The sequence below is a fragment of the Pseudomonas sp. 58 R 12 genome, assembly GCF_900005865.1.
GTDB classification, from domain to species: Bacteria; Pseudomonadota; Gammaproteobacteria; order Pseudomonadales; family Pseudomonadaceae; genus Aquipseudomonas; species Aquipseudomonas tritici.
Genome location: NZ_CVTP01000019.1, coordinates 298,009 through 324,060, shown reverse-complemented (window position 1 = coordinate 324,060; position 26,052 = coordinate 298,009). Strand labels below are relative to the sequence as shown.

General features: G+C 58.7%; 26 protein-coding genes and 1 tRNA gene. 16 read left to right on the top strand and 11 right to left on the bottom strand.

The window, feature by feature from the left end; all coding sequences use genetic code 11:
- Positions 1–61 precede the first annotated feature (61 nt).
- From BFP95_RS17155 to BFP95_RS17140, 4 genes are all read right to left on the bottom strand, one after another.
- A complete protein-coding gene (locus tag BFP95_RS17155) occupies positions 62–1,090 on the bottom strand; it encodes an AbrB family transcriptional regulator (RefSeq protein ID WP_065910472.1) in 1,029 nt (342 codons plus the stop codon).
- The gene (locus BFP95_RS17150; RefSeq protein ID WP_065874749.1) at positions 1,083–2,597 is read right to left on the bottom strand and encodes a tripartite tricarboxylate transporter permease; all 1,515 of its coding nucleotides are present in this window, start codon (positions 2,595–2,597) and stop codon (positions 1,083–1,085) included. The genes BFP95_RS17155 and BFP95_RS17150 overlap by 8 nt, the downstream gene beginning before the upstream one ends.
- Position 2,598: 1 nt before the next feature.
- The gene (locus BFP95_RS17145) at positions 2,599–3,057 is read right to left on the bottom strand and encodes a tripartite tricarboxylate transporter TctB family protein (protein WP_065874750.1); all 459 of its coding nucleotides are present in this window, start codon (positions 3,055–3,057) and stop codon (positions 2,599–2,601) included.
- A 150-nt stretch (positions 3,058–3,207) separates the two neighbouring features.
- Positions 3,208–4,191 (bottom strand): Bug family tripartite tricarboxylate transporter substrate binding protein, encoded by a 984-nt coding sequence (locus tag BFP95_RS17140; protein WP_065874751.1) that lies wholly within the window; start codon positions 4,189–4,191, stop codon positions 3,208–3,210.
- A 232-nt stretch (positions 4,192–4,423) separates the two neighbouring features.
- Between BFP95_RS17140 and BFP95_RS17135 the strand changes: the two genes are divergently transcribed.
- Both BFP95_RS17135 and BFP95_RS17130 read left to right on the top strand, forming a co-directional pair.
- Positions 4,424–5,095: a response regulator gene (locus BFP95_RS17135; protein ID WP_065874752.1), complete on the top strand. Its 672-nt coding sequence runs from the start codon at positions 4,424–4,426 to the stop codon at positions 5,093–5,095.
- On the top strand, positions 5,088–6,473 hold the full coding sequence (locus BFP95_RS17130) for a sensor histidine kinase (protein ID WP_065874753.1): 1,386 nt from the start codon (positions 5,088–5,090) through the stop codon (positions 6,471–6,473). The genes BFP95_RS17135 and BFP95_RS17130 overlap by 8 nt, the downstream gene beginning before the upstream one ends.
- On the opposite strand, the gene BFP95_RS17125 is transcribed toward BFP95_RS17130, so the two are convergent.
- Positions 6,474–7,295 (bottom strand): HDOD domain-containing protein, encoded by an 822-nt coding sequence (locus BFP95_RS17125; protein WP_065874754.1) that lies wholly within the window; start codon positions 7,293–7,295, stop codon positions 6,474–6,476.
- A gap of 36 nt (positions 7,296–7,331) precedes the next feature.
- Positions 7,332–8,273 (bottom strand): CAF17-like 4Fe-4S cluster assembly/insertion protein YgfZ, encoded by a 942-nt coding sequence (locus tag BFP95_RS17120; protein ID WP_065874755.1) that lies wholly within the window; start codon positions 8,271–8,273, stop codon positions 7,332–7,334.
- A gap of 140 nt (positions 8,274–8,413) precedes the next feature.
- Here BFP95_RS17120 and BFP95_RS17115 point away from each other — a divergent pair, with 140 nt between their 5' ends.
- Together BFP95_RS17115 and BFP95_RS17110 are read left to right on the top strand one after the other, a co-directional pair.
- Positions 8,414–8,668 (top strand): FAD assembly factor SdhE, encoded by a 255-nt coding sequence (locus BFP95_RS17115; protein WP_049709510.1) that lies wholly within the window; start codon positions 8,414–8,416, stop codon positions 8,666–8,668.
- The gene (locus tag BFP95_RS17110) at positions 8,652–9,098 is read left to right on the top strand and encodes a hypothetical protein (protein WP_065874756.1); all 447 of its coding nucleotides are present in this window, start codon (positions 8,652–8,654) and stop codon (positions 9,096–9,098) included. Before BFP95_RS17115 ends, BFP95_RS17110 begins: the two co-directional genes overlap by 17 nt.
- Here the strand turns inward: BFP95_RS17110 and nadB are convergent.
- Entirely contained in the window at positions 9,067–10,683 is a 1,617-nt protein-coding gene (gene nadB, locus BFP95_RS17105; RefSeq protein WP_065874757.1) for an L-aspartate oxidase, read from the bottom strand. The genes BFP95_RS17110 and nadB overlap by 32 nt on opposite strands.
- A 459-nt stretch (positions 10,684–11,142) precedes the next feature.
- On the opposite strand from nadB, the gene rpoE reads away from it, so the two are divergent.
- The 4 genes from rpoE (at position 11,143) to BFP95_RS17085 (ending at position 14,996) form a co-directional block, all read left to right on the top strand.
- Positions 11,143–11,724, top strand: a complete 582-nt coding sequence (gene rpoE, locus BFP95_RS17100; RefSeq protein WP_003172477.1) for an RNA polymerase sigma factor RpoE — start codon at positions 11,143–11,145, stop codon at positions 11,722–11,724.
- Between the two features lie 32 nt (positions 11,725–11,756).
- Positions 11,757–12,344 carry a sigma-E factor negative regulatory protein gene (locus tag BFP95_RS17095; RefSeq protein WP_065874758.1) on the top strand — a complete coding sequence of 196 codons (588 nt, stop codon included), beginning with the start codon at positions 11,757–11,759 and terminating at the stop codon, positions 12,342–12,344.
- Positions 12,345–12,359: 15 nt separating this feature from the next.
- Entirely contained in the window at positions 12,360–13,322 is a 963-nt protein-coding gene (locus tag BFP95_RS17090; RefSeq protein WP_065882097.1) for a MucB/RseB C-terminal domain-containing protein, read from the top strand.
- A gap of 234 nt (positions 13,323–13,556) precedes the next feature.
- Positions 13,557–14,996: a DegQ family serine endoprotease gene (locus tag BFP95_RS17085; protein WP_065874760.1), complete on the top strand. Its 1,440-nt coding sequence runs from the start codon at positions 13,557–13,559 to the stop codon at positions 14,994–14,996.
- Between the two features lie 65 nt (positions 14,997–15,061).
- Here BFP95_RS17085 and BFP95_RS17080 read toward each other — a convergent pair whose 3' ends face one another.
- Complete coding sequence (locus BFP95_RS17080) at positions 15,062–16,495, bottom strand: M48 family metalloprotease (protein WP_065874761.1); 1,434 nt, start codon at positions 16,493–16,495, stop codon at positions 15,062–15,064.
- A gap of 95 nt (positions 16,496–16,590) precedes the next feature.
- Here BFP95_RS17080 and BFP95_RS17075 point away from each other — a divergent pair, with 95 nt between their 5' ends.
- Positions 16,591–16,830, top strand: coding sequence for a sulfurtransferase TusA family protein (locus tag BFP95_RS17075; RefSeq protein ID WP_010212198.1), 240 nt, complete (start codon positions 16,591–16,593; stop codon positions 16,828–16,830).
- Positions 16,831–16,860: 30 nt separating this feature from the next.
- Positions 16,861–17,931 (top strand): AI-2E family transporter, encoded by a 1,071-nt coding sequence (locus BFP95_RS17070; protein ID WP_065882099.1) that lies wholly within the window; start codon positions 16,861–16,863, stop codon positions 17,929–17,931.
- A 155-nt stretch (positions 17,932–18,086) separates the two neighbouring features.
- Here the strand turns inward: BFP95_RS17070 and BFP95_RS17065 are convergent, their stop codons facing one another.
- Both BFP95_RS17065 and BFP95_RS17060 read right to left on the bottom strand, forming a co-directional pair.
- The gene (locus tag BFP95_RS17065; RefSeq protein ID WP_065874763.1) at positions 18,087–18,560 is read right to left on the bottom strand and encodes a peroxiredoxin; all 474 of its coding nucleotides are present in this window, start codon (positions 18,558–18,560) and stop codon (positions 18,087–18,089) included.
- Between the two features lie 10 nt (positions 18,561–18,570).
- On the bottom strand, positions 18,571–19,131 hold the full coding sequence (locus tag BFP95_RS17060; protein ID WP_003172487.1) for a glycine cleavage system protein R: 561 nt from the start codon (positions 19,129–19,131) through the stop codon (positions 18,571–18,573).
- A gap of 273 nt (positions 19,132–19,404) precedes the next feature.
- Here BFP95_RS17060 and dapA point away from each other — a divergent pair, with 273 nt between their 5' ends.
- The 5 genes from dapA (at position 19,405) to BFP95_RS17035 (ending at position 23,093) form a co-directional block, all read left to right on the top strand.
- Positions 19,405–20,283, top strand: a complete 879-nt coding sequence (dapA, locus tag BFP95_RS17055; protein WP_065882101.1) for a 4-hydroxy-tetrahydrodipicolinate synthase — start codon at positions 19,405–19,407, stop codon at positions 20,281–20,283.
- Positions 20,284–20,300: 17 nt separating this feature from the next.
- A complete protein-coding gene (gene bamC / locus BFP95_RS17050; RefSeq protein WP_065874765.1) occupies positions 20,301–21,416 on the top strand; it encodes an outer membrane protein assembly factor BamC in 1,116 nt (371 codons plus the stop codon).
- A 4-nt stretch (positions 21,417–21,420) separates the two neighbouring features.
- The gene (locus BFP95_RS17045; RefSeq protein WP_065910471.1) at positions 21,421–22,179 is read left to right on the top strand and encodes an MBL fold metallo-hydrolase; all 759 of its coding nucleotides are present in this window, start codon (positions 21,421–21,423) and stop codon (positions 22,177–22,179) included.
- A 27-nt stretch (positions 22,180–22,206) separates the two neighbouring features.
- Positions 22,207–22,920 carry a phosphoribosylaminoimidazolesuccinocarboxamide synthase gene (gene purC, locus BFP95_RS17040; protein ID WP_003172493.1) on the top strand — a complete coding sequence of 238 codons (714 nt, stop codon included), beginning with the start codon at positions 22,207–22,209 and terminating at the stop codon, positions 22,918–22,920.
- An 83-nt stretch (positions 22,921–23,003) separates the two neighbouring features.
- Positions 23,004–23,093: transfer RNA gene (locus BFP95_RS17035), tRNA-Ser, on the top strand.
- 570 nt (positions 23,094–23,663) lie between these two features.
- Here BFP95_RS17035 and BFP95_RS17025 read toward each other — a convergent pair.
- Positions 23,664–24,479 carry a hypothetical protein gene (locus BFP95_RS17025; protein WP_065910470.1) on the bottom strand — a complete coding sequence of 272 codons (816 nt, stop codon included), beginning with the start codon at positions 24,477–24,479 and terminating at the stop codon, positions 23,664–23,666.
- Positions 24,480–25,121: 642 nt separating this feature from the next.
- On the opposite strand from BFP95_RS17025, the gene rbsK reads away from it, so the two are divergent.
- Positions 25,122–26,042: a ribokinase gene (rbsK, locus tag BFP95_RS17015; protein WP_065874770.1), complete on the top strand. Its 921-nt coding sequence runs from the start codon at positions 25,122–25,124 to the stop codon at positions 26,040–26,042.
- The last annotated feature ends 10 nt before the right edge of the window (positions 26,043–26,052 follow it).

Sequence of the window (26,052 nt, the reverse complement as noted above, 5' to 3'; positions counted from 1 at the left end):
CGCGGAACTCGGGGGGCAACCAGCTGTGAGAATTGACAGTGCCGACAAACGGTAACGGTTGTCAGGGTTGACGATTCCAATACCGGAACAATGGCTCCGCCAGAAACAGTACAAATAACAATCGCATCACCTGCATGGCCGTGACCAGTGGCACCGACAATTGCAGGGTTTCGGCGGTGAGGCTCATCTCGGCAATGCCGCCGGGCATCATGCCAAGCGTCAGCGAGCGCAGGTCCAGGTGAGTCAGGGCACTCAAGCCAACGGCTGCCAATGTCGCCAGCGCCATGGTCAAGGCGGTGCCAATCAAGGTGCGCCCCATGAACGAAGGTGCCCGGCGGAAGAACTGGCGATTGAAGTGGCAGCCCAAGCCGCTGCCGATCAGCCATTGGCCAATCTGGCTACCGCCATTGGGCAGGCCGATATGCAGGTCCCAGACAACACTGGCCGTGGCGCTCACCAGCAAGGGACCGAACAACCACGGGTTTGGCTGACGCAAACGCTGCCATCCCCAGGCCACCAGCGCACCCATCGGAAACAGGGCTAACAACCAATGCCAACTCACCGGCGCCGGATGAAACTGCGGCGTACCGCCTTCCAGCAGATATTTGAAGATCGCCGGCACACACAGCACGACTACCAGCACCCGCAGACTTTGCCCCGCCGCGACCCGGCTGAGCACCGCGCCGTTACGTGCACCGAGGTTGACCATCTCACCGGAGCCGCCCGGCATGCTGGAGAAAAACGCCGTCGCGCGGTCTTCACCGCTACGGCGCATCAGCCACACGCCGACCACGCTCGACAGGCTGGTGACCAGTGCGCCAAAAAAAATCAGCCCGAAGTGGCTCATCACCTGCTCGATCACCACCGGGGTGAAGTGCAGGCCAATGCCGATGCCCACCACCCATTGGCCGCATTTGCGCCCGCCGGGAATCTCGCCCAACTGCCAAGGCGTGAGGCAACGCACCAGGATGATCGCCAGCAACGAGCCGACCATGTACGGCAAAGGCCAGCCGACCAGGCTGGCCAGGTAACCGCCGGCCAGGCCGACCAGCGGTGTTCCCCACCATTGTCTAAAGGTGACTTCAGACATCGGCCACGGCACGACGCTGCAGGGCACGTTTGCGGTAGATGCGCACCAGCGGGAAGGCCAGCATCAGAGCAGTCAGCACCCACACACCAAAGGTGATCGGGCTCGACCAGAGGATTTGCAGGTCACCGTTGGAGATCGACAGCGCACGGCGCAGGTTCTGCTCCATCAAACCGCCAAGGATAAAGCCCAGCAGTACCGGCGACAGCGGGAAGTCGAGCTTGCGCAGGATGTAACCGAAGATGCCGATACCGACCATCAGGAACAGGTCGAAGGTGGTGGCGTGAACGGCGTAGACACCAATCGCCGTGATGATGGCGATCACCGGCACCAGCGCCCAGTTCGGCACGGCGAGGATACGGGTGAAGATGCGGATCATCGGGATGTTGAGGATCACCAGCATGATGTTGGCGATAAACAGCGAGGCGATCAGGCCCCAGACGATATCCGGTTGCTGTTGAAACAGCAGCGGGCCAGGGGTGATGTTGTACAGCGACAACGCGCCGATCATCACCGCCGTGGTGCCCGAGCCGGGTACGCCAAGCGTCAGCATCGGCACCAGCGCACCGCAGGCGGACGCGCCGATCGCGGTTTCCGGAGCGGCGAGGCCACGCATGTCGCCTTGGCCGAATTTACCGCTGGCACCGGCCAGGCGTTTTTCGGTCATGTAGGCAACCGCCGAGGCCAGGGTTGCACCGGCACCCGGCAAAACGCCCATGATGAAACCCAGCAGGCCGCAACGGATGTTTACTACAAAGACAGAAGACGCTTCCTTCAGGTTGAACATCATCCGTCCGGTCGCTTTCACGGCTTCCTGACCACGGTGGGTTTTTTCCAGCAGCAACAGGATCTCGCTGATGGAGAACAAGCCCAGCACCAACACCACAAACTGGATGCCGTCGGTGAGGTGAATGTTATCGCCGGTAAAACGGTACACACCGCTGTTGGCGTCGATGCCTACCGCCGAGAGGAACAGGCCGATCAGTGCCGCCACAAACGTCTTCAGGGGTTTATCACCCGCCATGCCGCCGAGACAGACAATCGCGAATACCATCAGTACGAAGTATTCCGCCGGGCCGAAGGCAATCGCCCATTTGGCGAGCAGCGGCGCAAACAGCACCATGCCGCAGGTAGCGATAAACGCACCGATAAATGAGCTCCAGGCCGACAACGACAGCGCTACACCCGCCAGGCCTTTGCGGGCCATCGGGTAGCCGTCGAGGGTGGTCATCACGGTGGACGCTTCGCCCGGAATGTTGAGCAGGATCGAGCTGATCCGGCCGCCGTACTCGCAGCCCAGGTACACGGCGGCCAGCAGGATCAACGCCGATTCCGGCGGCAGGCCGAGGGCGAAGGCGATGGGGATCAACAGCGCCACACCGTTGATGGGGCCCAAGCCCGGCAACAGGCCGACCACAGTGCCGATCAGGGTGCCGCACAGCGCGGTTATCAGGTTGTAGGGGGACAGTGCAACGCCGAAGCCCTGGCCCAAGTAGCCGAAAGTATCCATATCAGTTCTCCAGAACGGCGAGCAGGCCAAGGGGCAGCGGCACATCCATGACTTTATCGAACAGCAGGTAAAGACCAATCGCCATCAGGCTGACGATCACCACGCTGGGCAACCAGCGGCCGCCGTACAGGCGTGCCATCGGGATGCCGATCAGCATGCTGCTGAGGATGAAGCCCAGGGGTTCGAAGGTGCCGGCGAACACGATCAACAGCGCGACGCATACGCCGATCTTGATCAAGGTGTCGCGGTCCAGAGCCGGTTCTTCTTCGGTGTGTTTGGTTGGCTGCGGGCGAATCAGCATATAGACCAGCGCCAGGCTCATCAGCCCGAGCATCAGCAGCGGGAAGGCGCGAGGCCCGACTGGCTCGTAGGAAAATGCTGCTTGATACGGCCAGGCCATCAGCGCGAGGCCAGCGCAGACCAGCAGCAACACGGCGGCGAAAATGCGTTGTAAGAGCATAGGAAACTCCAGAGCCACCTTTTGCAGGAGCGAGCTTGCTCGCGAAGAACGTCAACGATAACGCGTGCTGTCTGGATGCACGGGGTGTCTTTGAGTTCTTCGCGAGCGAGCTCGCTCCTACAGTTACAGTGGCATTGTGTGGCGGGGCGATTACTGGATCAGGCCAAACTCTTTGGCCAGCACTTTGTAGTCAGCCACCTGTTTCTTCACGTAGGTGTCCAGTTCCGGGCCGGTCATGGCAAACGGGAACAGCTCGCGCTGGTCACGCAGCTTGGCGAACTCGTCGGAGGCCAGCAGCTTGTCGAAGGCGTCTTTCCACCAGGCGTAGTCGGCATCGCTGACTTTTGGCCCCAGGTAGAAACCGCGAACCACCGGCCAGACGATGTCGTAGCCTTGCTCTTTGGCGGTCGGAATATTCTTCATTTCCGGCTCATCCAGGCGCTGTTCGGAGAACACCGCCAGCAGGCGCATGTCGCCGCTCAAGATGTGCGGCATGGAGTCGGAGATGTCGGTACTGCCCACTTGGATGTGGCCGCCGAGCAGGGCGGTGGCGATTTCACCGCCGCCTTCCAAGGCCACATACCGCAGTTCGCGCGGGTTGATTCCGGCGGCTTTGGCGATCAGCGCGGTTTGCATCCAGTCCTGGCTGCCCACGGTACCGCCGGAACCGATCACTACGCTGCCTGGATCTTTCTTCAAGGCTTTGACGAGATCGTCGAGGTTCTTGTAGGGCGAATCGGCTTTCACCGCGATGGCGCCGTAGCTGGTGCCGACCGCTGCCAACCAACGCACGGCGCTTTCATCGAAGCGACCGAACTTGCCTTGGGCCAGGTTCAACAGCGAACCGCTGGACCACGCAACCAGGGTGCCGCCGTCCGCAGGGCGTTGGGCGACCACCGCGTTATAGGCCACGGCACCCACGCCGCCAGGCATGTAGGTGACGCGCATCGGCTTGCTCAGCAGCTTCTGGTTGACCAGCGCGCTTTGCGCCAGTTTGCAAGTAAGGTCAAAGCCGCCGCCAGGCGATGCTGGGGCGATACATTCCGGGCGCTTGGGTTCATCAGCGGCTAACAGTTGGCCGGCAAACAGCATGCAGCCGGCGGCGAGCGCGAATTTACGAAGGGAAGGGGTCATGCCTGTCTCCATTATTGTTCTTATTGGGACGAAAACGCTTCGAGGCGTTTTTCGGCTGCTATCACTCAAATAGCTTGGCAGGCGTAACCTGCCGTAGCCGAATGCTAAAGCGCGAAGCTTTCACTAACCTTTCAGTCACCTTTCAATGTCTTCGGGCTTCACAGGGCAGGCGGCGCCTGTAAACTGCCCGGCAATGCGTGGTGCCGACCACGCCTGAATGAGGTAGAAATCCATGCGTGTCTTGCTGGTTGAAGACCATCTGCAACTCGCCGAAAGTGTTGCGCAAGCGCTCAAGAGCACGGGTTTGACCGTTGACGTGCTGCACGACGGCGTGGCGGCGGACCTGGCCCTGAGCAGCGAGGAATACGCGGCGGCGATACTCGATGTGGGGCTGCCACGCATGGATGGTTTCGAGGTGCTCGCGCGTTTGCGCGCCCGTGGAAAAAACCTGCCGGTGCTGATGTTGACGGCACGCAGTGATGTGAAGGACCGCGTACACGGCCTGAACCTGGGGGCTGACGACTACCTCGCCAAACCTTTCGAATTGACGGAGCTGGAGGCGCGGGTCAAGGCGTTGCTGCGGCGCAGCGTGTTGGGTGGCGAGCGTCAGCAGGCCTGCGGTGTGCTGGTCTACGACCTCGACACCCGGCGTTTCACCGCGGGTGGCGAGCTGATGACGCTCACGTCCCGTGAGCAAGCAGTGCTCGAAGCGCTGATCGCTCGCCCGGGTCGGGTGATGAGCAAGGAGCAGTTAGCCTCCCAGGTGTTCGGCCTGGATGAGGAGGCTAGCCCGGATGCCATCGAAATCTACGTGCACCGCCTGCGCAAGAAACTCGACGGCCAGCCCATCGCTATCGTGACCTTTCGTGGCCTTGGGTACTTGCTGGAAGCTCGCGATGCATAAGCCCAGCAGCCTGCGCTGGCGCCTGCTGTGGAACCTGGCGCTGCTGCTGGTGTTGTTGATGTTCGCCAGCGGCATGAGCGCCTACTGGAATGGCCGCGAGGCCGCTGATACCGCCTACGACCGCACACTGCTGGCGTCGGCGCGCACTATCGCCGCTGGCTTGACCCAAGTGGATGGCACCTTGAGCGCCAATGTGCCCTACGTCGCCCTGGACACTTTTGCCTACGACAGTGCCGGGCGGATTTATTACCAGGTCAATGACATCCACCAGCAGTTGATCTCCGGCTACGAAAACCTTCCCGGCCCGCCGCCGGGCACGCCGCGCACCGATGACTATCCGGCACTGGCACGTTTCTATGACGCCGTGTATCAGGGCCAGGAAGTGCGTGTGGTGAGCCTGCTAAAGGCTGTCTCTGAACCCAACATGAATGGCATGGCGGAAATCCGCGTCGCCGAAACCGATGAAGCGCGCGTAAGCATGGCTCGCAGCCTGATGGCCGACACCTTGCTGCGCCTGGGCATGCTCGGCATCGGCGCGTTGTTGCTGGTGTGGTTTGCCGTGAGTGCGGCGTTGCGCCCATTGGAGCGTTTGCGCACGGCGGTGGAGGAGCGCCAGCCCGACGACTTGCGGCCTTTGCCGTTGGTGGAAGTGCAGCACGAGTTCGGCCCGTTAGTGCGCTCCCTCAACCACTTCACCGAGCGCCTGCGTGGCCAGTTCGAGCGCCAGGCGCAGTTTATTGCCGATGCGGCCCATGAGTTGCGCACGCCGCTGGCAGCGCTGAAGGCCCGCTTGGAACTGGGCTTGCGCGCCGAAGATCCCGCCACCTGGCGCAGCACTCTGGAAACTGCGGCCCAGGGCACTGATCGTCTGACTCATCTGGCCAATCAACTGTTGTCTCTGGCACGCATCGAAAACGGTGCCCGGGCGATTGCCGAAGGCGGCGCGCAGCTACTTGACCTCAGCCAATTGGCTCGGGAGCTGGGCATGGCCATGGCGCCGTTGGCCCACGCACGCGGCGTGGCGCTGGCGTTGGAAGCCGACGAGCCGGTGTGGCTGCGCGGTGAGCCAACGCTGTTGAATGAGCTGCTGAGCAATCTAGTGGACAATGCCTTGGCTCACACGCCGCCGGGTGGCAACGTGATCCTGCGCGTAACGGCACCAGCGGTGCTGGAAGTGGAGGATGACGGCCCCGGTATTCCGCAGGATGAGCGGGACCGGGTGTTCGAACGTTTCTACCGCCGCAGCCAACAAGGCATGGGGTCAGGCCTTGGGTTGGCGATTGTCGGTGAAATCTGCCGGGCGCATCTGGCGCAGATCAGCCTGCATGATGGCGAGCAGGCCGGGTTGAAGGTGCGGGTGAGTTTTATCGCGGGCTGATCAGTAGAACATCGAGCGGGCTTCATCCAGCTCGGCGCGCAAGGATTCGCTGTAGGGGTCGATGCGCAGTTTCTTGGTCGCCGGCAGGGTAGAGGCCGATACGCTTGCCAGGGGGTGATCGGTGCCGCGATGGCAATACAGTACGGCGACTTGCACCACATCGATGTAGTCGAGGTTGGCCGAATCGCGTTCCAGGTCCAGGTACTGGCCGGGCAGTTTCGCCAGCATTTCCGGAAAGTCCCAGCCGCTTAGCAGTTTGTCGCCCAGTAACGGATGGATGCTCTCGATTACATGGTTGAGGCTGACCGAGTCCGACAGCAGCTCATAGTGGTCTTCTGCGTACGTCAGGATCGGCAGCACGCCGATCTGGTGCACTAGGCCGCCGAGGGCCGCCTGATCGGGCTTGAGCTGGCTGTGACGGCGGCATAAGGCATAGCTGACGCCCGCCACTTCGAGGCTGCGACGCCACACATCACGCATTTTCTGATCAACCACATCGGAGCGGGCGTGAAAAATCTGCTCCATCACCAGGCCGATTGCGAGGTTGCTGCTGTAGTTGGTGCCCAGCCGGGTGATGGCGGTGTGCAGGTCGGTGACTTCCTGGGTCGCACGCAACAACGGGCTGTTGACCACTTTTATCAGGCGAGCCGACAGCGCGGTATCGCGAGCGATCACTTTGCTCAAGTGGCTGATGCTGATTTCCGGGTCTTCAGCGGCCTGACGAATATTCAGGGCCACTTCCGGCAATGTCGGCAGAACCAGGTCATCGTTGTCGATGGCCGTCACTAAAGCCTGTTGGACTTTTTCCGCCAGCTCGTTCATTCATGCTCTCTAGGGTGTTGCAAAAAGGTATGGCGACTAACGCTGGATCTCTCGATCACGGTCGAGTGTGTAAGGCAGGTCAAGCAGCTGTAAGGCGGGACCTTCTAGCGTGCCTAAATGCACATCGCCACTATCGGCAGCTTCGGCTTGCAATACGGCCAGAAGTTCAACGCTTTGGTCAGCTTTTGCTGCAATGACCACTTCGCCGATCGAGCTGTTATGGCTGGGAGAGAACAGCGGGGTGCCTGGCTCGGGCATTTCAACGGTCTTGAGGCTCAAGCGGTACAGCCGGCGTTTGAGTTTTCCCAGGTACTGCATGCGCGCGACGATTTCCTGGCCGGTGTAGCAGCCCTTCTTGAAGCTGACGGCGCCCACGGCTTGCAGGTTGAGCATCTGCGGGATGAACAGTTCGCGCGTCTGCGGCATGACCTGGCCAATGCCTGCGCGGATTTGACCCAGAAGCCAATCATTCAAATCTGTTTCTTTTAATTGCTTGACCAGTTGCTCGTGCACGGCCTCGGCTTGTTCGGTGGGTACCCAGAGTTCGGCGCGCTCAGGGGACACGCGGATGGCAATCAATGCATCGCTGCGGGCGACGCTATCGGTCTCGGCCGGCAGTTCCAGGCCAAGGCTGGCCAGCGCCTGATTCGCGTTCACGAGGCCGAAACGCACCCAGGCGGCAGTTTCGTCGGTGAGCTTGGATTTGGAGAACACGGCGTACTTTTTCAGGTCTGCCAGTTGCGGTTCCAGCAGCTCAGTGGCCATTGCCAGTAATACGCCGTCACCTTGCAGCAGGATGCGAAAGCTCGACTGCATACGCCCTTTTTGTGTGCAGCGCGCGCCGAGGCTGGCCTGGGTCTCGCTCAGGTAATTGAGGTTGCAGGTCAGTTGGCCCTGAAGGAATTTGGCAGCGTCGGCGCCGCGGACGGCGAGAACGCCTTCGTGGGACAAGGGGCAGAAGAAAGCAAAGTCGGCCATGGGTCATCGCAGGTCAAAAAGTCATAGGTGCATCATAGAGGGGCGCCCGGCAAATGGATAGTTTCCGTATGGGGCGACCAAAGCCGACTGTTCCGGTGCCGTCGGGCCTGTATACTTGCGCTCTATTTGAGGAGCGCTCCATGGTCGAAGATGTAGAAATCAATCGTCTCTACTGGCACAGCCGTCGTGGCATGCTGGAGTTGGACGTGTTGCTGGTGCCTTTCACCAAGGAAGTGTATGCGACGCTCAATAAGGTGGATCGCGACCTCTACGTCAGGCTGCTGGAATGCGAAGACCAGGACATGTTCGGCTGGTTCATGGAGCGTGCCGAATCGGAAGACCCGGAACTGCAGCGTATGGTCCGGATGATTCTGGACCGTGTTCAGCCCAAGTAATACGTTTGAATGCCGCTGGCAGGCCTCACGGCTGATGCTGGCGGCGTATCTCCTCGCCCAGCTGTTCGCGTTGGGTGCGCTTTTGTTTCTTGATCTGTCTTGTTCAAGCCTGGGCATGTTGCTGTGCCTGGCGCATGCCGCCTGGGTTTTACCGCGTCATATCCTGCTCACACACCGCTCGTCGATTCGTGGCCTGCGCCGCGACGCCGATGGCTGGCAGTTGCTCAGTGCTGAGCGCGGTTGGCATAGCGTGCAGTTGCGTCCCGACAGCTTGGCGCTGCCGCTGATCGTGGTACTGCGCTATCGGGTGCCTGGGACGTGGTGGGTGCGTTCTATCTGTGTGCCGGCGGATGCGCAGGTCGCCGATGTGCATCGGCGCCTGCGGGTGCGCTTGAAGTTCAGCCGCCGTAGGTGGTTGGCACCAGAATAGTGTCCCGGGCTTCGGGCAGCATCTGCGGGTAGTCCAGGGTGTAATGCAGGCCGCGGCTTTCTTTGCGCTCCATGGCCGAGCGGATCATCAACTCTGCTACCTGGGCCAGGTTGCGCAGCTCGATCAGGTCGCGGCTGACTTTGTAGTTGCTGTAGAACTCGTCAATTTCATCCAGCAGCAAACGCACCCGGTGCTGCGCGCGTTGCAGGCGTTTGTTGGTGCGCACGATTCCCACGTAGTCCCACATGAAGCGGCGCAGTTCGTCCCAGTTGTGCGCGATGATTACATCTTCGTCCGAGTCAGTGACCTGGCTGGCGTCCCAGCGGGGCAGGGCGGCAGGCACCGGGATGCGTGGCAGCTGTTCGAGGATGTCCGCCGCCGCAGAGCGCGCATAGACAAAACATTCGAGCAACGAATTGCTGGCCATCCGGTTGGCGCCATGCAGGCCGGTGAAGCTGGTTTCGCCAATCGCATACAGGCCGGGTACGTCAGTGCGGCCGTGCTTGTCGACCATCACGCCGCCGCAGGTGTAGTGGGCGGCCGGCACCACAGGGATCGGGCCCTTGGTGATGTCGATGTTGAACGCCAGGCAGCGCTCATAAACCGTGGGGAAGTGGGTCTTGATGAAGGCTTCGGGCTTGTGGCTGATATCCAGGTAGACGCAGTCGATGCCCAGGCGCTTCATTTCATGGTCGATGGCACGGGCGACGATATCGCGCGGGGCCAGCTCGGCGCGTGGGTCGAAGCGCTGCATGAAGCGTTCGCCGTTAGGCAGTTTCAAGTGTGCGCCTTCCCCGCGCAGGGCTTCGGTAATCAGGAAGCTCTTGGCCTGTGGGTGATACAGGCAGGTGGGGTGGAACTGGTTGAATTCCAGGTTGGCCACCCGGCAGCCCGAGCGCCAGGCCATGGCAATACCGTCGCCGCACGCGCCGTCCGGGTTACTGGTATAGAGGTAGACCTTGGCTGCGCCGCCTGAGGCCAGGATGGTGAAGCGCGCGCCGTAAGTGTCGACTTCACCACTGCCACGGTTGAGCACGTAGGCGCCGAGGCAGCGTTCGCCGTCCAGACCCAAGCGTTTCTCTGTGATCAGATCGACGGCGACGCGTTGCTCAAGCAGCTCGATATTGGGGCGCTGGCGTGCCTGGTCGAGCAGCGTCCTGAAAATGGCTGCGCCGGTGGCGTCGGCAGCGTGGATGATTCGGCGATGGCTGTGGCCGCCTTCGCGGGTCAAGTGGAATTCAAAGCCGCCGTCGTCGCTGCCAGCGTGTTCGTCACGGGTGAACGGCACGCCTTGGTCAATCAGCCATTGGATCGCCTCACGGCTGTGCTCGACGGTGAAGCGCACCGCCTCTTCATTGCACAGGCCGCCGCCGGCATTGAGGGTGTCTTCGACGTGGGATTGCACGGTGTCGGTGTCGTCCAGCACGGCGGCAACACCGCCCTGGGCCCAGAACGTCGAGCCGTTTGCCAGGTCGCCTTTGCTCAGTACCGCAATACGCAGGTGGCTGGGGAGGGTCAGCGCAAGGCTCAAGCCGGCCGCGCCGCTACCGATCACCAAGACATCGTGTTGAAACTGTTGGCTCATTTAAAGGATTCCGCAAAAAGCGATCCGGGGTGGCGCAAACAGGACGCCTGGATCGGCGAATCAAAGGGTCACACGGACTACTAGTATATAGAGGGGTGGAGCGGCACAATAGTCGGGCATTCGTGGCAATATGAGATTACGGTGCACGGCTTCGGTAAAATCGGCTGGTTATTGAGACGGGAACTTTTTGCATAAGCCTCGACTCAATAGCAGGTTGCCCGGAAGCTGGGAAACGTTGAGTTTATTGGCCCGTCGGGAGCATTGGACGCGTCATAAAACCGGCGACAAGATTATTCGCGCAGCCGGCGTTGCCCGTGCTGCGTTTTTCGTGTGTGCCAAATCAGTGCATGCCGGAAACTTGCTTTGAGGGGGAGAACTTTTGCGAAAAGTCCGAGTCTATGTTTGCAAGCCTGATCGTTTAGTTATGCAAGCCTCCTTCAAGTACAACGAGGAGTGTTCATGCTAACCCAGGAAGAGGATCAGCAGCTGGTCGAGCGCGTTCAACGCGGTGACAAGCGGGCTTTTGATCTGCTAGTGCTGAAATACCAGCACAAAATTCTCGGGTTGATCGTGCGGTTTGTGCACGACACCCATGAAGCGCAGGACGTTGCACAGGAGGCCTTTATCAAGGCTTACCGTGCACTTGGTAATTTTCGCGGTGATAGTGCGTTTTACACGTGGCTATACCGAATCGCCATTAACACGGCGAAGAACTATCTGGTGTCTCGCGGACGCCGCCCACCGGATAGCGATGTAAGTTCAGAAGATGCAGAATTTTACGACGGTGATCACGGCCTCAAAGATCTCGAGTCGCCGGAGCGTGCGTTGCTGCGCGACGAGATCGAAGGCACCGTTCATCGCACAATTCAGCAACTGCCAGAAGATTTGCGTACGGCGTTAACTTTACGTGAATTCGATGGTCTGAGTTACGAAGACATTGCGAGCGTCATGCAGTGTCCGGTGGGGACTGTAAGGTCACGGATTTTCCGGGCCCGGGAAGCCATCGATAAAGCCTTGCAACCGCTGTTGCAAGAGAACTAAAGACAGCGGCTACAGCCAAGAGAGGAACCGCCATGAGTCGTGATGCCCTGCAGGAATCGCTGTCCGCAGTGATGGATAACGAAGCGGATGAACTGGAACTTCGTCGAGTGCTCAATGCATTTGATGATGCCGAAACCCGTGATACCTGGTCTCGTTACCAAGTCGCTCGGGCGGTAATGCACAAGGATCTTCTAATCCCTCGTCTGGATATTGCTGCGGCGGTTTCTGCTGCACTTGCTGATGAAGCCGTTCCGGCAAAGGCTGCTCGTGGTCCATGGCGTAGCCTGGGTCGCCTCGCAGTGGCTGCCTCGGTGACTGTCGCAGTGTTGGCCGGTGTTCGCCTGTATAATCAGGACGAAATCGCCGGTGCCGAACTGGCCCAGCAGACTCAGCAACCGGTCATGGCCGGTCCGCAAGTCAAAGGCCCAGCGGTGCTGGCTGGCTACAAGGAAAGCTCTGACTCAACCGGCCCTATGGTCAACGGTGTGTTGCAAGGGCAATCCGGCTGGCAAGATCAGCGTCTTCCTGGTTACCTGCGCCAACACGCACAGGAATCCGCTTTGAAAGGCACTGAAAGCGCTCTGCCATACGCTCGCGCAGCAAGCCTGGAAAACCGCTAATCCGTAAGGAGCTCTATGCGAGCCATACCGCTCCTTACGCTTTTGCTTAGTGGTTGTTTTGCACTCCCCGCCCATGCCGATGAAGCCGAAGACTGGTTGACTCGACTTGGGCGTGCAGAACAGCAGCAGAGCTTTCAAGGTACGTTTGTCTACGAACGTAACGGCAGTTTTTCTACTCATGACATCTGGCATCGCGTCCAGAATGGTCAGGTCCGTGAGCGGCTCTTGCAGCTTGATGGTTCTGCCCAGGAAGTCGTGCGGTTGGATGGTCGAACGCAATGTGTCAGCGGCACTCTTGTCGCAGGCCTAGGCAATTCGCGTGATGCACCATCACGTGCACTTGATCCGCAAAAACTCAATCAATTCTACGAACTCGCCGTTATTGGCAAGTCCCGCGTGGCCGGTCGCAATGCGGTGATCGTGTCAATCACTCCCCGTGACCAATACCGCTACGGTTTTGAGCTGCACTTGGACCGTGAAACCGCGCTGCCACTCAAATCACTGTTACTGAATGATCAGGGGCAGTTGCTCGAGCGTTTCCAATTCACGCGGTTGAATACTTCGGTCGTCCCTGAAGACCGCGATCTGCAGCCTAGCAGTGAATGCACACCTATCACGGTCGCCAAAGATAAAGCCCCAGAGGTGCAGTCTACCGAGATCTGGCATCTGGAATGGTTGCCGCCGGGGTTTCAGCTGACCAATAGCGGTGCTCGCAAAGACACCCAGACGAAAGCGACCGTCGACAGCCTGATGTATGAGGACGGGCTGGCGCGTTTCTCGGTGTTCCTCGAGCCAATCAGCGATGTGAGCGTCACGGAAACCCGCACTCAACTGGGCCCCACCGTTGCAGTGTCGCGCCGCCTGAATACGGTGGACGGCGAAATGATGGTGACAGTGGTGGGTGAGATTCCAATCGGCACCGCAGAACGTATCGCGTTGTCGGTACGCGGTGAAAAAAAGCCAGTCGCTCAGCCGTGAGTCGTTAATCCTATGTTCATCCTGACGTTTCACTGTATTTGCATGCCAGGTTGGCTGCCGAGAGCATGAAATGTCTGGATCAGCATTTTCACTTGCAAAAATCCCTCATGTTTTTTATAGGTCAGGGCTTGTCGGCTCTGGCCTTGTCTTGTTCGCGGAACAAAGATGTCGGTCGCAGTTTTCGGCGTTTCTTGAACCCTGTCGCTCAACCCTGCTCGTCGTAACGGGAGCTGTATGTCGATACCACGTTTGAAATCTTACCTATCCATAGTCGCCACGGTATTGGTGCTGGGTCAGGCCTTACCTGCGCAAGCGGTCGAGTTGCCTGACTTCACCCAATTGGTTGAGCAGGCATCGCCTGCCGTGGTGAACATCAGTACCACGCAAAAACTGCCTGATCGCAAAGTCTCCAATCAGCAGATGCCGGACCTGGAAGGCCTGCCGCCGATGCTGCGCGAGTTCTTCGAGCGCGGCATGCCGCAACAGCGCGCGCCCCGTGGTGGCGGTGGCGGCCAGCGTGAGGCTCAGTCCCTGGGCTCGGGCTTTATCATCTCGCCGGATGGCTACATCCTCACTAACAACCACGTGATTGCCGATGCCGACGAGATTCTCGTGCGCCTGGCTGATCGTAGTGAGCTGAAAGCCAAGCTGGTAGGCACCGATCCAAGATCCGATGTGGCCTTGCTGAAGATTGAAGGCAAAGACTTGCCAGTGCTGAAACTGGGTAAATCCCAGGACCTGAAAGCCGGGCAGTGGGTAGTCGCTATCGGTTCGCCGTTTGGCTTTGACCATACCGTGACTCAAGGCATTGTCAGCGCCATTGGCCGCAGCCTGCCGAACGAAAACTACGTGCCGTTCATCCAGACCGACGTGCCGATCAACCCGGGCAACTCCGGTGGCCCGCTGTTCAACCTGGCCGGTGAAGTAGTGGGGATCAACTCGCAGATCTACACCCGTTCCGGTGGCTTCATGGGGGTGTCGTTCGCCATTCCGATCGATGTAGCCATGGACGTTTCCAACCAACTGAAAAGCGGTGGCAAGGTCAGCCGTGGCTGGTTGGGCGTGGTGATTCAGGAAGTGAACAAAGACCTGGCTGAATCCTTCGGCCTCGACAAGCCGGCCGGTGCACTGGTCGCGCAGATCCAGGACGATGGTCCGGCTGCCAAAGGTGGCCTGCAAGTCGGCGACGTGATCCTCAGCATGAACGGCCAGCCAATCGTCATGTCGGCCGACCTGCCGCATCTGGTAGGCGCGCTCAAGGCAGGCAGCAAGGCCAAGCTTGAAGTGATCCGCGAGGGCAAGCGCCAGAACGTTGAGCTGACTGTTGGTGCAATCCCTGAAGAAGGGGCAACACTGGATGCCTTGGGCAACGCTAAGCCGGGTGCCGAACGCAGCAGCAATCGTCTGGGCATTGCTGTCGCCGAACTGACCGCTGAGCAGAAGAAGACATACGACCTCAAGAGCGGCGTCGTGATCAAGGAAGTGCAGGATGGCCCTGCGTCCCTGATTGGCCTGCAGCCAGGTGACGTGATCACCCACCTGAACAATCAGGCAATCGACAATACCAAGCAGTTCACTGACATCGCCAAGGCGCTGCCGAAGAACCGCTCGGTATCGATGCGAGTGCTGCGTCAGGGGCGTGCCAGCTTCATAACCTTCAAGTTGGCCGAGTAACCCGGTAAAAAGAAAAAGCCCCGCCTTCGTTTAACGAGGGCGGGGCTTTTTTGTGGCCGCTGGATCTAGCTCATCATCCCTTTGACCAGGCGCTCCTGTTCGATCAGTTCACGCTGACGCGCGTCGATACGCGACGACAGCGGGAAATTGCTGCCAGCGCGACGCTTTGCAAAATCCAACTGTTGGATGGCTTGCTGGAAGTCACCTACCAATGCGAAGTATTCGGCGCGGGCCTGGTGCAGGCCAATGATGTTACCGGACAAGCCGCGGGTCTCGGCGACCTGATACCAAACGTCCGGGTCATCCGGACGAGACTTGAGCAAACTATCCAAGGCCTTTTCCGCATCAGCAGTGCGGTTCTGTTTGAGCAGCAGGTCGACCCGGATCTGATTCAGCGGATAGTTGCCGGGGTACTGGGTCAGCATTCGATCAGTACGTTGCTGGGCATCAGGCAGATGATTGTTGTCGATCTCAAGCTGGATCAATGCCAGGTTATAGGTAATGTCATTCGGTGCCTTGGCCAATAACATCGTCAGGTTTTCCCGCGCTTGCTTGAACTGAGAACCTTTGATCTGGGCAATGGCCAATCCGTAGCGCGCCACATCATTCTTCGGGTTCTCGTCCAGTTGTGCCTGGAAGCGTTTGGCGGCGAGTCCTGAGGTGTCTTCGTATTGCAATTGCACCCGTGCGCGGATCAGTTGATAGCGCAAGCTGTCTTCCTTGCCGCCAGGCTTGGACTGCTCGGCACGGTTGCGGGTGTCGGCGATTCGCGATTCGGTGACTGGGTGTGTCAGCAGGAATTCCGGAGGCTTGGCATCGAAGCGGTACTGGCGCATCAAACGCTCGAACATGGTTGGCATGGAGCGCGGGTCGTAACCGGCTTTTTCCAGGTTGAGGATGCCGATACGGTCCGCCTCTTGTTCGTTTTGCCGCGAGAACCGGCGCTGCTCCTGGATTGCAGCAGCCTGGGTGCCGGCAATCGCAGCAATACCGGCGTCACCCGCACCAGCGGCTGCGGCAATGATGCCGCCAAGCAACGCGGCCATCATCGGAAGCTGCATGCGCTGTTGCGCTTCCACGCCACGGGCGAAGTGGCGTTGGGACAAGTGCGCCAACTCATGCGCCAGCACCGAAGCGTATTCCCCTTCGGTCTGAGCGTTGAGGAACAGGCCGCCGTTGACCCCCACAATACCGCCGGGTGCGGCAAAGGCGTTCAGTTGCGGGCTGTTGATCAGGATGAACTCCAGCCGACGGTCGTTGACCTGGCTGGTCTCCACCAGTTTGTAAACGCTGGTTTCGACGTAATCCTTGAGCTGCGGATCGTTGAGTTGCGAGACCTGGCCTCGCAGATAGGCCAGCCAGGCGCGGCCCAGCTGGTATTCCTGTTGTGGCGAGACAATGGCAGAACTGGCGTCGCCAAGTGACGGCAGGTCGTCAGCGAAGCCTGGGGAGGCCAGCAGGCAAGCCAGCGTCAGCAGGGTAGGGCGCAAAAAAGTCATGCACAGAGCCTTTCGACAAAGAGCTTACTGTAGCCGGACACTGAGCTTCGGACCAGATATTCTAAGCAGCCCAAACGCGTGCCCGGAGTAAAACCATGACCGACGCTGTAGCTTTTGATGCCGAACTTGATGCCAGCGGCCTCAATTGCCCGTTGCCCTTGCTCAAGGCCAAGCTGGAACTCAATCGTCTGGCCAGTGGCGCCGTACTTAAGGTGATCGCCACGGACGCAGGCTCCCAGCGTGATTTTCGTACGTTTGCCAAGCTGGCCGGCCACACCCTGTTGCACGAAGAAGACGCCGCCGGTGTTTACCGTTACTGGTTGCGCAAGGCCTGAACTGTTTGCCCCCACCACCGAGGTTGATTGATGTTCAAAGTGTTACGAGACTGGATCCAGCGCTACTTCTCCGATGAGGAGGCCGTGGTGCTGGCGGTCCTATTGTTTCTGGCGTTTACGGCTGTGCTCACCTTGGGTGGCATGTTGGCACCGGTGTTGGCGGGGATGGTGCTGGCCTACCTGATGCAAGGCCTGGTCACCGCGCTGGAACGGTTGCGCCTGCCGGGCGGGGTGGCGGTGGGGCTGGTGTTCGCCTTGTTCATGGGCGTGTTGGTGCTGTTTATCGTGGTCGTGCTGCCGTTGCTATGGCATCAACTCATCACCCTGTTCAATGAACTGCCGGGCATGCTTGCCAAATGGCAGTCGTTGTTGCTGCTGTTACCGGAACGCTACCCGCACCTGGTGTCGGACGAGCAGGTGTTGCAGGCTATAGAAGTGGCCCGCGGCGAGATCGGAAAGTTCGGCCAATGGGCGCTGACCTTTTCCCTGTCCAGCTTGCCGCTGCTGGTCAACATCATGATCTACCTGGTGCTGGTGCCGATCCTAGTGTTCTTCTTCCTCAAGGACCGCGCCATGATCGGCCGTTGGGTAAGTGGCTACCTGCCGCGCGAGCGAGCGCTGATTACCCGTGTTGCCGAAGAAATGAACCGGCAGATTGCCAACTACATACGCGGCAAGGTGATCGAAATCATTATCTGCGGGGGCGTGACCTACATTGCCTTTATTGCCCTGGACCTGAACTACGCGGCCTTGCTGGCATTGCTGGTCGGGATTTCAGTGGTGGTGCCTTACGTAGGCGCGGTGGTGGTGACAGTGCCGGTTACATTGATTGCCTTGTTCCAGTGGGGCTGGAGCGACCAATTCATCTACTTGATGGCGGTGTATGGGATTATCCAAACCTTGGACGGCAACGTGCTGGTGCCACTGCTGTTCTCGGAGGCTGTCAACCTGCACCCGGTAGCGATCATCTGCGCAGTGTTGTTGTTTGGTGGGTTGTGGGGTTTCTGGGGCGTCTTCTTTGCGATCCCCCTGGCGACGCTGTTCAAGGCCGTTCTGGATGCATGGCCGCGTCAAGAACCGGTGGTTGCGCCGCTATTGTAACGGCGTAACAACTTGTAGTGAGCGGGCTTGCCCCGCGCTTGGGTGCGAAGCAGCCCTAAAACCTGCAACCGCGTTTCATCTGAAAGAACGCGGAGACTGTACTGTATTGGGGTCGCTTCGCAACCCAGCGCGGGACAAGTCCGCTCACTACAGACTCACGCCTTGTTCAGTGCCTGCGCCGCCGCCAAAACCGCATCCACATGCCCCGGCACCTTCACACCACGCCATTCCTGACGCAACACACCGTTCTTGTCGATGAGGAACGTGCTGCGATCCACGCCGAGGTATTCCTTGCCGTACAGTTTCTTCAGCTTGATCACGTCAAACAGTTGGCAAACCGCTTCGTCCTTGTCGCTGATCAGCTCGAAGGGGAATTCCTGCTTGCCTTTGAAGTTTTCGTGAGACTTCACGCTGTCGCGCGACACGCCAAACACTTCAGTGTTGGCCGCCTTGAACGCTGCGTACTGGTCACGAAAACCCTGGCCTTCAGTGGTGCAGCCCGGCGTACTGTCCTTCGGGTAGAAGTAGAGCACCACTTGCTTGCCCTTGAGGGCTGCGAGGCTGAAGGTCTGACCGCTGGTGGCCTGGGCTTCGAAATCGGCTATGGGTTGGTCGATGACTACGGCCATGAAAACTTCCTTACATTGGGTTCTGTGGGCGCCACGGTTCGATCAGTGCGTCGAGGTTCAGGGCATCGGCGAAATCCAGGAACTGATCGCGCAGCCAACTGATCTGCACGCCCGCCGGCAGGGTCACGGTAAACGTGGCGTTCAACATGGTGCCGCCGGTTTGCGGGGCCTGATAGGTGTCGCAGGTCAGGTTCTCCAGCTCGACATTGTGGTCGATGAAGAACTGGCACAGCTCGTTGACGATGTCCGAGCGATAGGCCGAACTGACATACGCCACATAAGGCAGAGCCTGCGGACGATTTTCCAGGGCGGCGCTGCGTACCACATTGACAGTGAAGTCGTGCTTCTTTGCCAGGCCCGGCAGGCCAGTTTCGAGGCGAGCCAGAGCATCCCAGGTGCCGGAGATCTGCAGGACCAGCGCACTGCACTCGCCGTGACGGGTCAGGCGGGAGGTCACGACGGCGCAGCGGTTTTCATGGCTGGCGCGGCACAGGACGTTAGTCAGCTCCATGGGGTTGGCGCCGAGGGCACTGATAACAAGGAATTGTTCGCGAACTGTGGGGGTGGACATGCAGCCTTCCTAAAACGATGAGCGGTCGATACTGTAAGGGCGGTATCGATCAAAGGATGAAGGGTAGCGAAAAGCATCGCCAAGGGATAGGAGGTGGCGTTTTCATTGCGTGATCGGTCCTATTTCATCGTGCTTCAGGGGGGGCTTTGGCCCGATGATGGCATTGTCCGTCGTTTAGTTACGTCAGAACGCATCCTCAGGCAGTACTTTGCTTGTGCAAGCATCTTGGCGCCAGTACCATTACGGCTCTCTTTTTCCGGCAGGAGCGGTTGCATGATTGCGGGCAGTATGGTGGCACTGGTCACACCCATGGATGCACAAGGTCGTCTCGACTGGGACAGCCTGGGCAAACTGGTGGACTTCCACCTGCAAGAAGGCACCAACGCCATCGTGGCGGTCGGCACCACCGGTGAATCGGCCACTCTCGATGTGGAAGAACACATCCAGGTGATCGAGTTCGTGGTCAAGCGTGTTGCGGGCCGTATTACCGTGATCGCCGGCACGGGCGCCAACTCGACACGCGAAGCAATCGAGCTGACCAAAAACGCCAAGAAGGCCGGCGCCAATGCGTGCCTGCTGGTGACCCCGTACTACAACAAGCCGACCCAGGAAGGCCTGTACCAGCACTTCCGCGCCATTGCCGAAGCGGTCGATATCCCGCAGATCCTCTATAACGTACCGGGTCGTACCGCGTGCGATATGAAGGCCGAGACCGTAATCCGCCTGTCCGCCGTGCCGAACATCATCGGTATCAAGGAAGCCACGGGCGACCTGCAGCGCGCCAAGGATATCCTGGCCGGCGTGAGCGGCGATTTCCTGGTGTATTCCGGTGACGACGCCACGGCGGTCGAGCTGATCCTGCTCGGCGGCAAAGGCAACATCTCTGTGACCGCCAACGTGGCCCCGCGTGCCATGAGCGAAATGTGCGCTGCCGCCATCGCCGGCGACGCCGTGACCGCCCGCGCGATCCACGAGAAGCTGATGCCGCTCAACAAGACACTGTTTATCGAATCCAACCCTATTCCCGTGAAATGGGCGCTGACTGAAATGGGCATGATGCCGGACGGTATCCGTCTGCCGCTCACTCGTCTTAGTGAAGCCTGTCACGAACCGCTGCGACAGGCCCTGCGCCAGTCCGGCGTCCTGGTTTAATTGAGGAAGCATTACGCATGAAGCGATTGGCCGGACTTTCCGCACTTGCCTTGATTATCTCCAGCACCAGTGGCTGCGGTTGGATCTGGGGCCCGGAAGGCTACTTCCGTGACCGCGGTAGCGATTACCTGGAAGCCCAACCCACCAAGCCGATGGAATTGCCGCCGGGCGTCAACGTCGCCAAGCGCCTTGACCCCTTGCTGCCGATCCCGCGCAACGTTGCTGACGACACCACCAAGGGTGAGTACGTAGTGCCGCGTCCACAGCCCATATCGGCCGTGGCGGATGCCAGCGACTACAGCCTGCAGAAAAGCGGTGACTCCCGCTGGATCGTGGCTCAGCGCCCGCCCGCCGAAGTCTGGCCGGTGGCGGTGCAGTTCTTCCAGGACAACGGTTTCCGCATTGATGAGCAACGCCCGCAGACCGGTGAATTCACCACTGCATGGCAGCAGGGCAGCGAGCTCTCCGCCACCATGGCCAAGCGCCTGCAGGCCGGTGGTGTAGCCGCCGACAGCGAAGCCCGAGTGCGCGTGCGCATCGAGCCAGGTGTGCAACGCAATACCAGTGAAGTCTACGTGGTCAGCGCTGAGCGTCCTGCCGGCAGCACCGCCAACGTTGATTTCACCAATCGCTCAGTTAACTCCGGTGTCGACTCGGCACTGGTCGACGAGATGTTGGCCAGCATGAGCCGTATCTCCGAGAAGGGCGGTTCCGTTTCGCTGCTCGCCGCACGTGATTACGACACCCCGAGCCGCGTCAGCCTCACTGAAGACGGCAGCGGCAACGTGGTGCTGAACCTGGGTGAAGACCTCGACCGTGCCTGGGCCAGTGTTGGCCGCGCGTTGGAGCAAGGTCCTTGGCGTGTTGAAGACATCAACCGCAGCCTGGGCCTGTACTACATCAACGTGGCTGAAAAGGCCGAGCGTAAAGACGACGAGCCAGGTTTCTTCGGCAAGCTGTTCGGCAGCAAGCCGACCAAGGAAGAAGTCGAAACCCGCGCCGAGCGTTACCAGGTTCGTTTGAGCAAGGTGGGCGAAAGCGTGCAAGTCACCGTCGAGAAAAACATCAATACCGTTGCGCCCGCTGAAACAGCGCGCAAAGTGTTGGGCGTGATTCAGGACAACCTGGGCTGATCCGATGCGTTTTGCCGTTCTCGGCAGCGGTAGCCAAGGGAACGGCACGCTGGTCGCCCACGACGACACGTACGTGCTGGTGGATTGTGGTTTCTCGTTACGGGAAACCGAGCGACGCCTGCTGCGCCTGGGGGTTCACCCCGCGCAGCTGAGCGCGATTCTGGTGACCCACGAACATGCCGACCATGTGCATGGCGTGGGTTTACTGTCTCGGCGCTACAATCTTTCGGTGTACCTCAGTCGCGGTACCTTGCGCGGGATGCGCAAACCCATTGAACCCGCGGGTTTCCTGGCCGGTGGCGAGCAACTGCAAATCGGTGCCCTGAGCATTGATGTGATTGCCGTGGCGCACGACGCCCAGGAACCGACGCAGTATGTGTTCAGCGATGGTGAGCGGCGCTTCGGCGTGCTCACCGATCTGGGTTCCTACTGCGCCAAGGTGCTGGACGGTTACCGGAACCTCGATGCGTTGATGATCGAGTCCAACCACTGCAGAGACCTGCTGGCTCGCGGTCACTACCCCTACTTTCTCAAACAGCGGGTGGGCGGCGAACTGGGACATTTGAACAACCACCAGGCCGCGTACCTGGTGTATGAGTTGGGCTGGCAAGACCTGCAACACTTGGTCCTGGCCCACTTGAGCAGCAAGAACAACCTGCCGACGCTTGCCCGGCAATGTTTTGTCGACACCCTTGGGTGCGACCCGGACTGGCTGCAACTGGCCGATCAAGATTCAGGGCTCGACTGGCGCCACATCGCCTAGCCCACCTCACTCAAAGCGGAGCCCATCATGGAAAAACGTGAAGAACTCTACCGCGGCAAAGCCAAGTCGGTGTACAAGACCGACGACGCCAACCGCCTGATCCTGCTGTTTCGCAACGACACCTCGGCGTTCGACGGCAAGCGCATCGAACAGCTTGATCGCAAAGGCATGGTGAACAACAAGTTCAACGCCTTCATCATGCAGAAACTCGAAGAGGCCGGCATTCCGACCCAATTCGACAAACTGCTGGGCGACAACGAGTGCCTGGTCAAGAAGCTCGACATGATCCCGGTCGAATGCGTCGTGCGTAACTACGCCGCCGGCAGCCTGGTCAAGCGCCTGGGCGTGGAGGAGGGCCTCAAGCTCAATCCATACACGTTCGAACTGTTCCTGAAGGACGACGCCAAGGGCGACCCGTTCATCAACGAATCCCACGTCGTGGCGTTCGGCTGGGGCACCGCTGAGCAACTGGCGCGCATGAAGGAGTTGTCCCTCAAGGTCAACGACGTGCTGAGCAAGCTGTTCGACGACGCCGGGCTGCTGCTGGTCGACTTCAAGCTCGAATTCGGTGTGTTCCACGACGGCTCCATCGTCCTGGGCGACGAATTCAGCCCGGACGGCTGCCGCCTGTGGGACAAGGACACCAAGAAGAAGATGGACAAAGACCGCTTTCGCCAGGGCCTCGGTGACGTGATCGAAGCCTACGAAGAAGTCGCCAATCGTCTCGGCGTACCGCTTTAATTGACGCAAGCATCTGATAGCACGGAAAAAAATCGCTTCGGCGCTTTGCTTTCCTGATTCACGCTGTTATGATGCGCGCCGTTGGAGAGATGCCAGAGTGGCCGAATGGGACGGATTCGAAATCCGTTGTACCTTCACCGGTACCTAGGGTTCGAATCCCTATCTCTCCGCCATTATTCAGAAAGCCTCGTAAATCTATGATTTACGGGGCTTTTTTGTGTCTGAGTGTTTTTCGATTCTACTACTCAGTTCTACTAGTCAATCGCCGCCAAAATACATTGGCAATCGGTGGTTCACTGCCCACTGAATCGCCCCGGATTCTCTAGACACCTTGCAAGCTCAAATGCCTGAAACGTGACCTGTCAGGCCAATACGAAAGCCGGTCATCAAAAGGAACCGGGCATTCATACGCGTCAGGTGGATTATCTGATTGTCGACCTCTACGTTTAGACCGCTCACATGCGGATTTAGGTACGAATCGAGGTCGTCCATCATCGTGAGAAGCGGAGAGCCCGCCCCTAGGATCTCATCTAGGTTCTCTGTCCCAGCAGCAAGGTAAGCACGGAAGGAATCATCAACATTGTTTCTGAACATCCAATCCAACTCTTCTGTCTTGGAACCACACAGTTCGGATTGGTATTTTTGCGCTTCTGCCTCGATTCGTTCAATCGTCCAACCGTTCTCGAACCTTGCTGACGTTCCTAACTAATCCCGGCAGTGACACATTGGTTGCTTTGGACTGGTCAGACCGTCGAAAGAGCAATCGCTTTTTCTAAGACTGCCTGCAACATATGCTCCGGTGATTGTTCCTTGTTGAAGAAGCTCGTTGACAATTTCTCAGAGTCGTTTTCAGTCGATTGCCTGAGAAGGGCGAGCGGCCCCGATTGTCCTAGCTGCTCTTGGTAAAGACTTTTTATACTGTCCCTAAAGCCATCAGGGTATGCCGCTTTCTCGACCCCTGGAAGATCATCGAAATAGTCCATGATGCCTTTGAAGATTTCACTGTTGTCACCGCCGTTCGTTATAGTGGCGTACAACTTGGAAAAATATGTTTCATCCTGCTTACTAAGTTCCCCATAAGCGGCATATCGTTCTGCAACCGTATAGGTTCCTGAATCATCATAAACAATATTGCTTAGCCCGTTTCGGGCCATGCCTTCAAATGGGTTTGGAAGTTTTTCGGGGGGGCGCTTAGAAAGCCCAACTGCGTAATCCAGTGACTGCTGACCTAACGCCAAGCGGGCAGGGTTATCTGTTTTGGGAAGTAGATCCTCATTATTAAGATTTCCGCCAGCAATCCGCTGCCCGAAATTGTACATATCGCTCTGACCTTTTGCATATTGTCCTTTTAAATCCCTATTGGACATAGAGGCTTGTTTATCATCAGCGCTACTTAATGCGTACAGTGCCCGTGCGGAATCGGAGATTGTGACGGTCTCCGTCGTCTTGATTGCGGCATTCCCTGAAGGCAAATTTACAAGGTTGGACGAAGGAAGCTTCTCTTGTGTAGAAACCTTTGCCTGTGTACTTGCTTGATACGATTTAATCGAAAAATCCATGGTGATACTCCAGATGCTGAAGATAGCTTGAGCGCTATCTACTCCCTGAAAAGTACTCGAAAGTGTACGCGGCTGGATCGGTCGTAGAGTTCTTCACCTTCACGGTGACGATTGTGCCAGCTTGGGCAGATGCAATCATAGAGGCGAGTAGAGTGGCTGCCCCGAACAGTTTAGCGAATCTCATAAATATCCCTTTATTTTGATAATCACTATAACGCTTGTCCTTCCGCGTTTCGGTAAGCACCTTAACTACACGTACCTTTTTGATGAAGAAGGATAGTAGCTTTAGGTCATATATCCATGACGCGAAAGCATTTTTCCTCTTCTTGTATAGAAAAGACAGCAAGACTCAACCTCTATAGCGGCAGGTAACCAAAATTCTTTAAGCCAAGGGTTTTTTCCAACTTAAACCCAAGCCAATTCGCGGCAGTTCTCTACACCTCCAGCCAACCCTTCGAACGAACCGAGCGCCTTCGTACGGCGTCGTCGCGTCCGGAATTCGCGCGTCCGCTCGTCAGCGCATCAGCCCAGCTTTTTCGCATTCACAAAAAATAGGTTGAATAGTCACAGAAAATGTTATTTAAATAACAAAAATAATAACGCTGTGGTGCCTGCCACATCGTGCACAAGGTAAAGATATCCATGAATAAGATCGCGGTCATCGGTAGCAACATGGTGGATTTGGTCACCTATATCGACCGAATGCCCCGGCAGGGCGAGACCCTTGAGGCTCCGGGCTTTGCCATGGGGTGCGGTGGCAAGGGGGCGAACCAGGCAGTGGCGGCGGCCAAGCTTGGCAGCGAAGTGTTGATGCTGACCAAGTTGGGCGATGACATGTTTGCCGATAACACCCTGGCCAATTTTCAACGCCATGCCATCGACTCGCGCTACGTCACGCGGGTGCCGGGGGTGTCCAGCGGCGTGGCGCCAATCTTTGTGCAGAGCGATTCCCACAACAGCATCCTGATCGTCAAAGGCGCCAACGCGCATTTGAAGCCGGCTGATATCGACGCCGCGGACGCGGCTTTACGCGAATGCAGCCTGATCGTCCTGCAGTTGGAAATCGACTTGGCAACCGTCTACTACGCCATCGAGTTTGCCAAACGCCACGGCATTCCGGTGTTGCTCAATCCGGCCCCTGCGGTCGCTGGTTTGAGCCGCGAGCATCTGGCGCAGCTGGATTTTTTCATTCCCAATGAAAGCGAACTGTCACTGATCACCGGCAAGTCGGTCGAGGGGCCTGAGAGTGCGTTGCTCGCCGCGCGGGTGTTGGTCGCCCAGGGTATTCGCCACGTGATCGTCACCCTCGGCGAGCAAGGCGCGCTGTATGTGGGCGAGGAGGGTGAGTTTCATGTGCCTGGGCGCAAGGTCGAGGCCCGGGACACCACCGGCGCCGGTGATGCCTTTATCGGTTGCTTCGCCCATTACTGGACCCAGCAGGGCGATATGCGTGCGGCCATGACCCGGGCGGTGGCGTATTCCGCCTGTTCGGTCACCGGCCTCGGCACCCAGAGCTCCTACCCCGACGCTGCCCGGTTCGCCGAGTTTTTTGACCCGTCCTGAGTCGTCTATC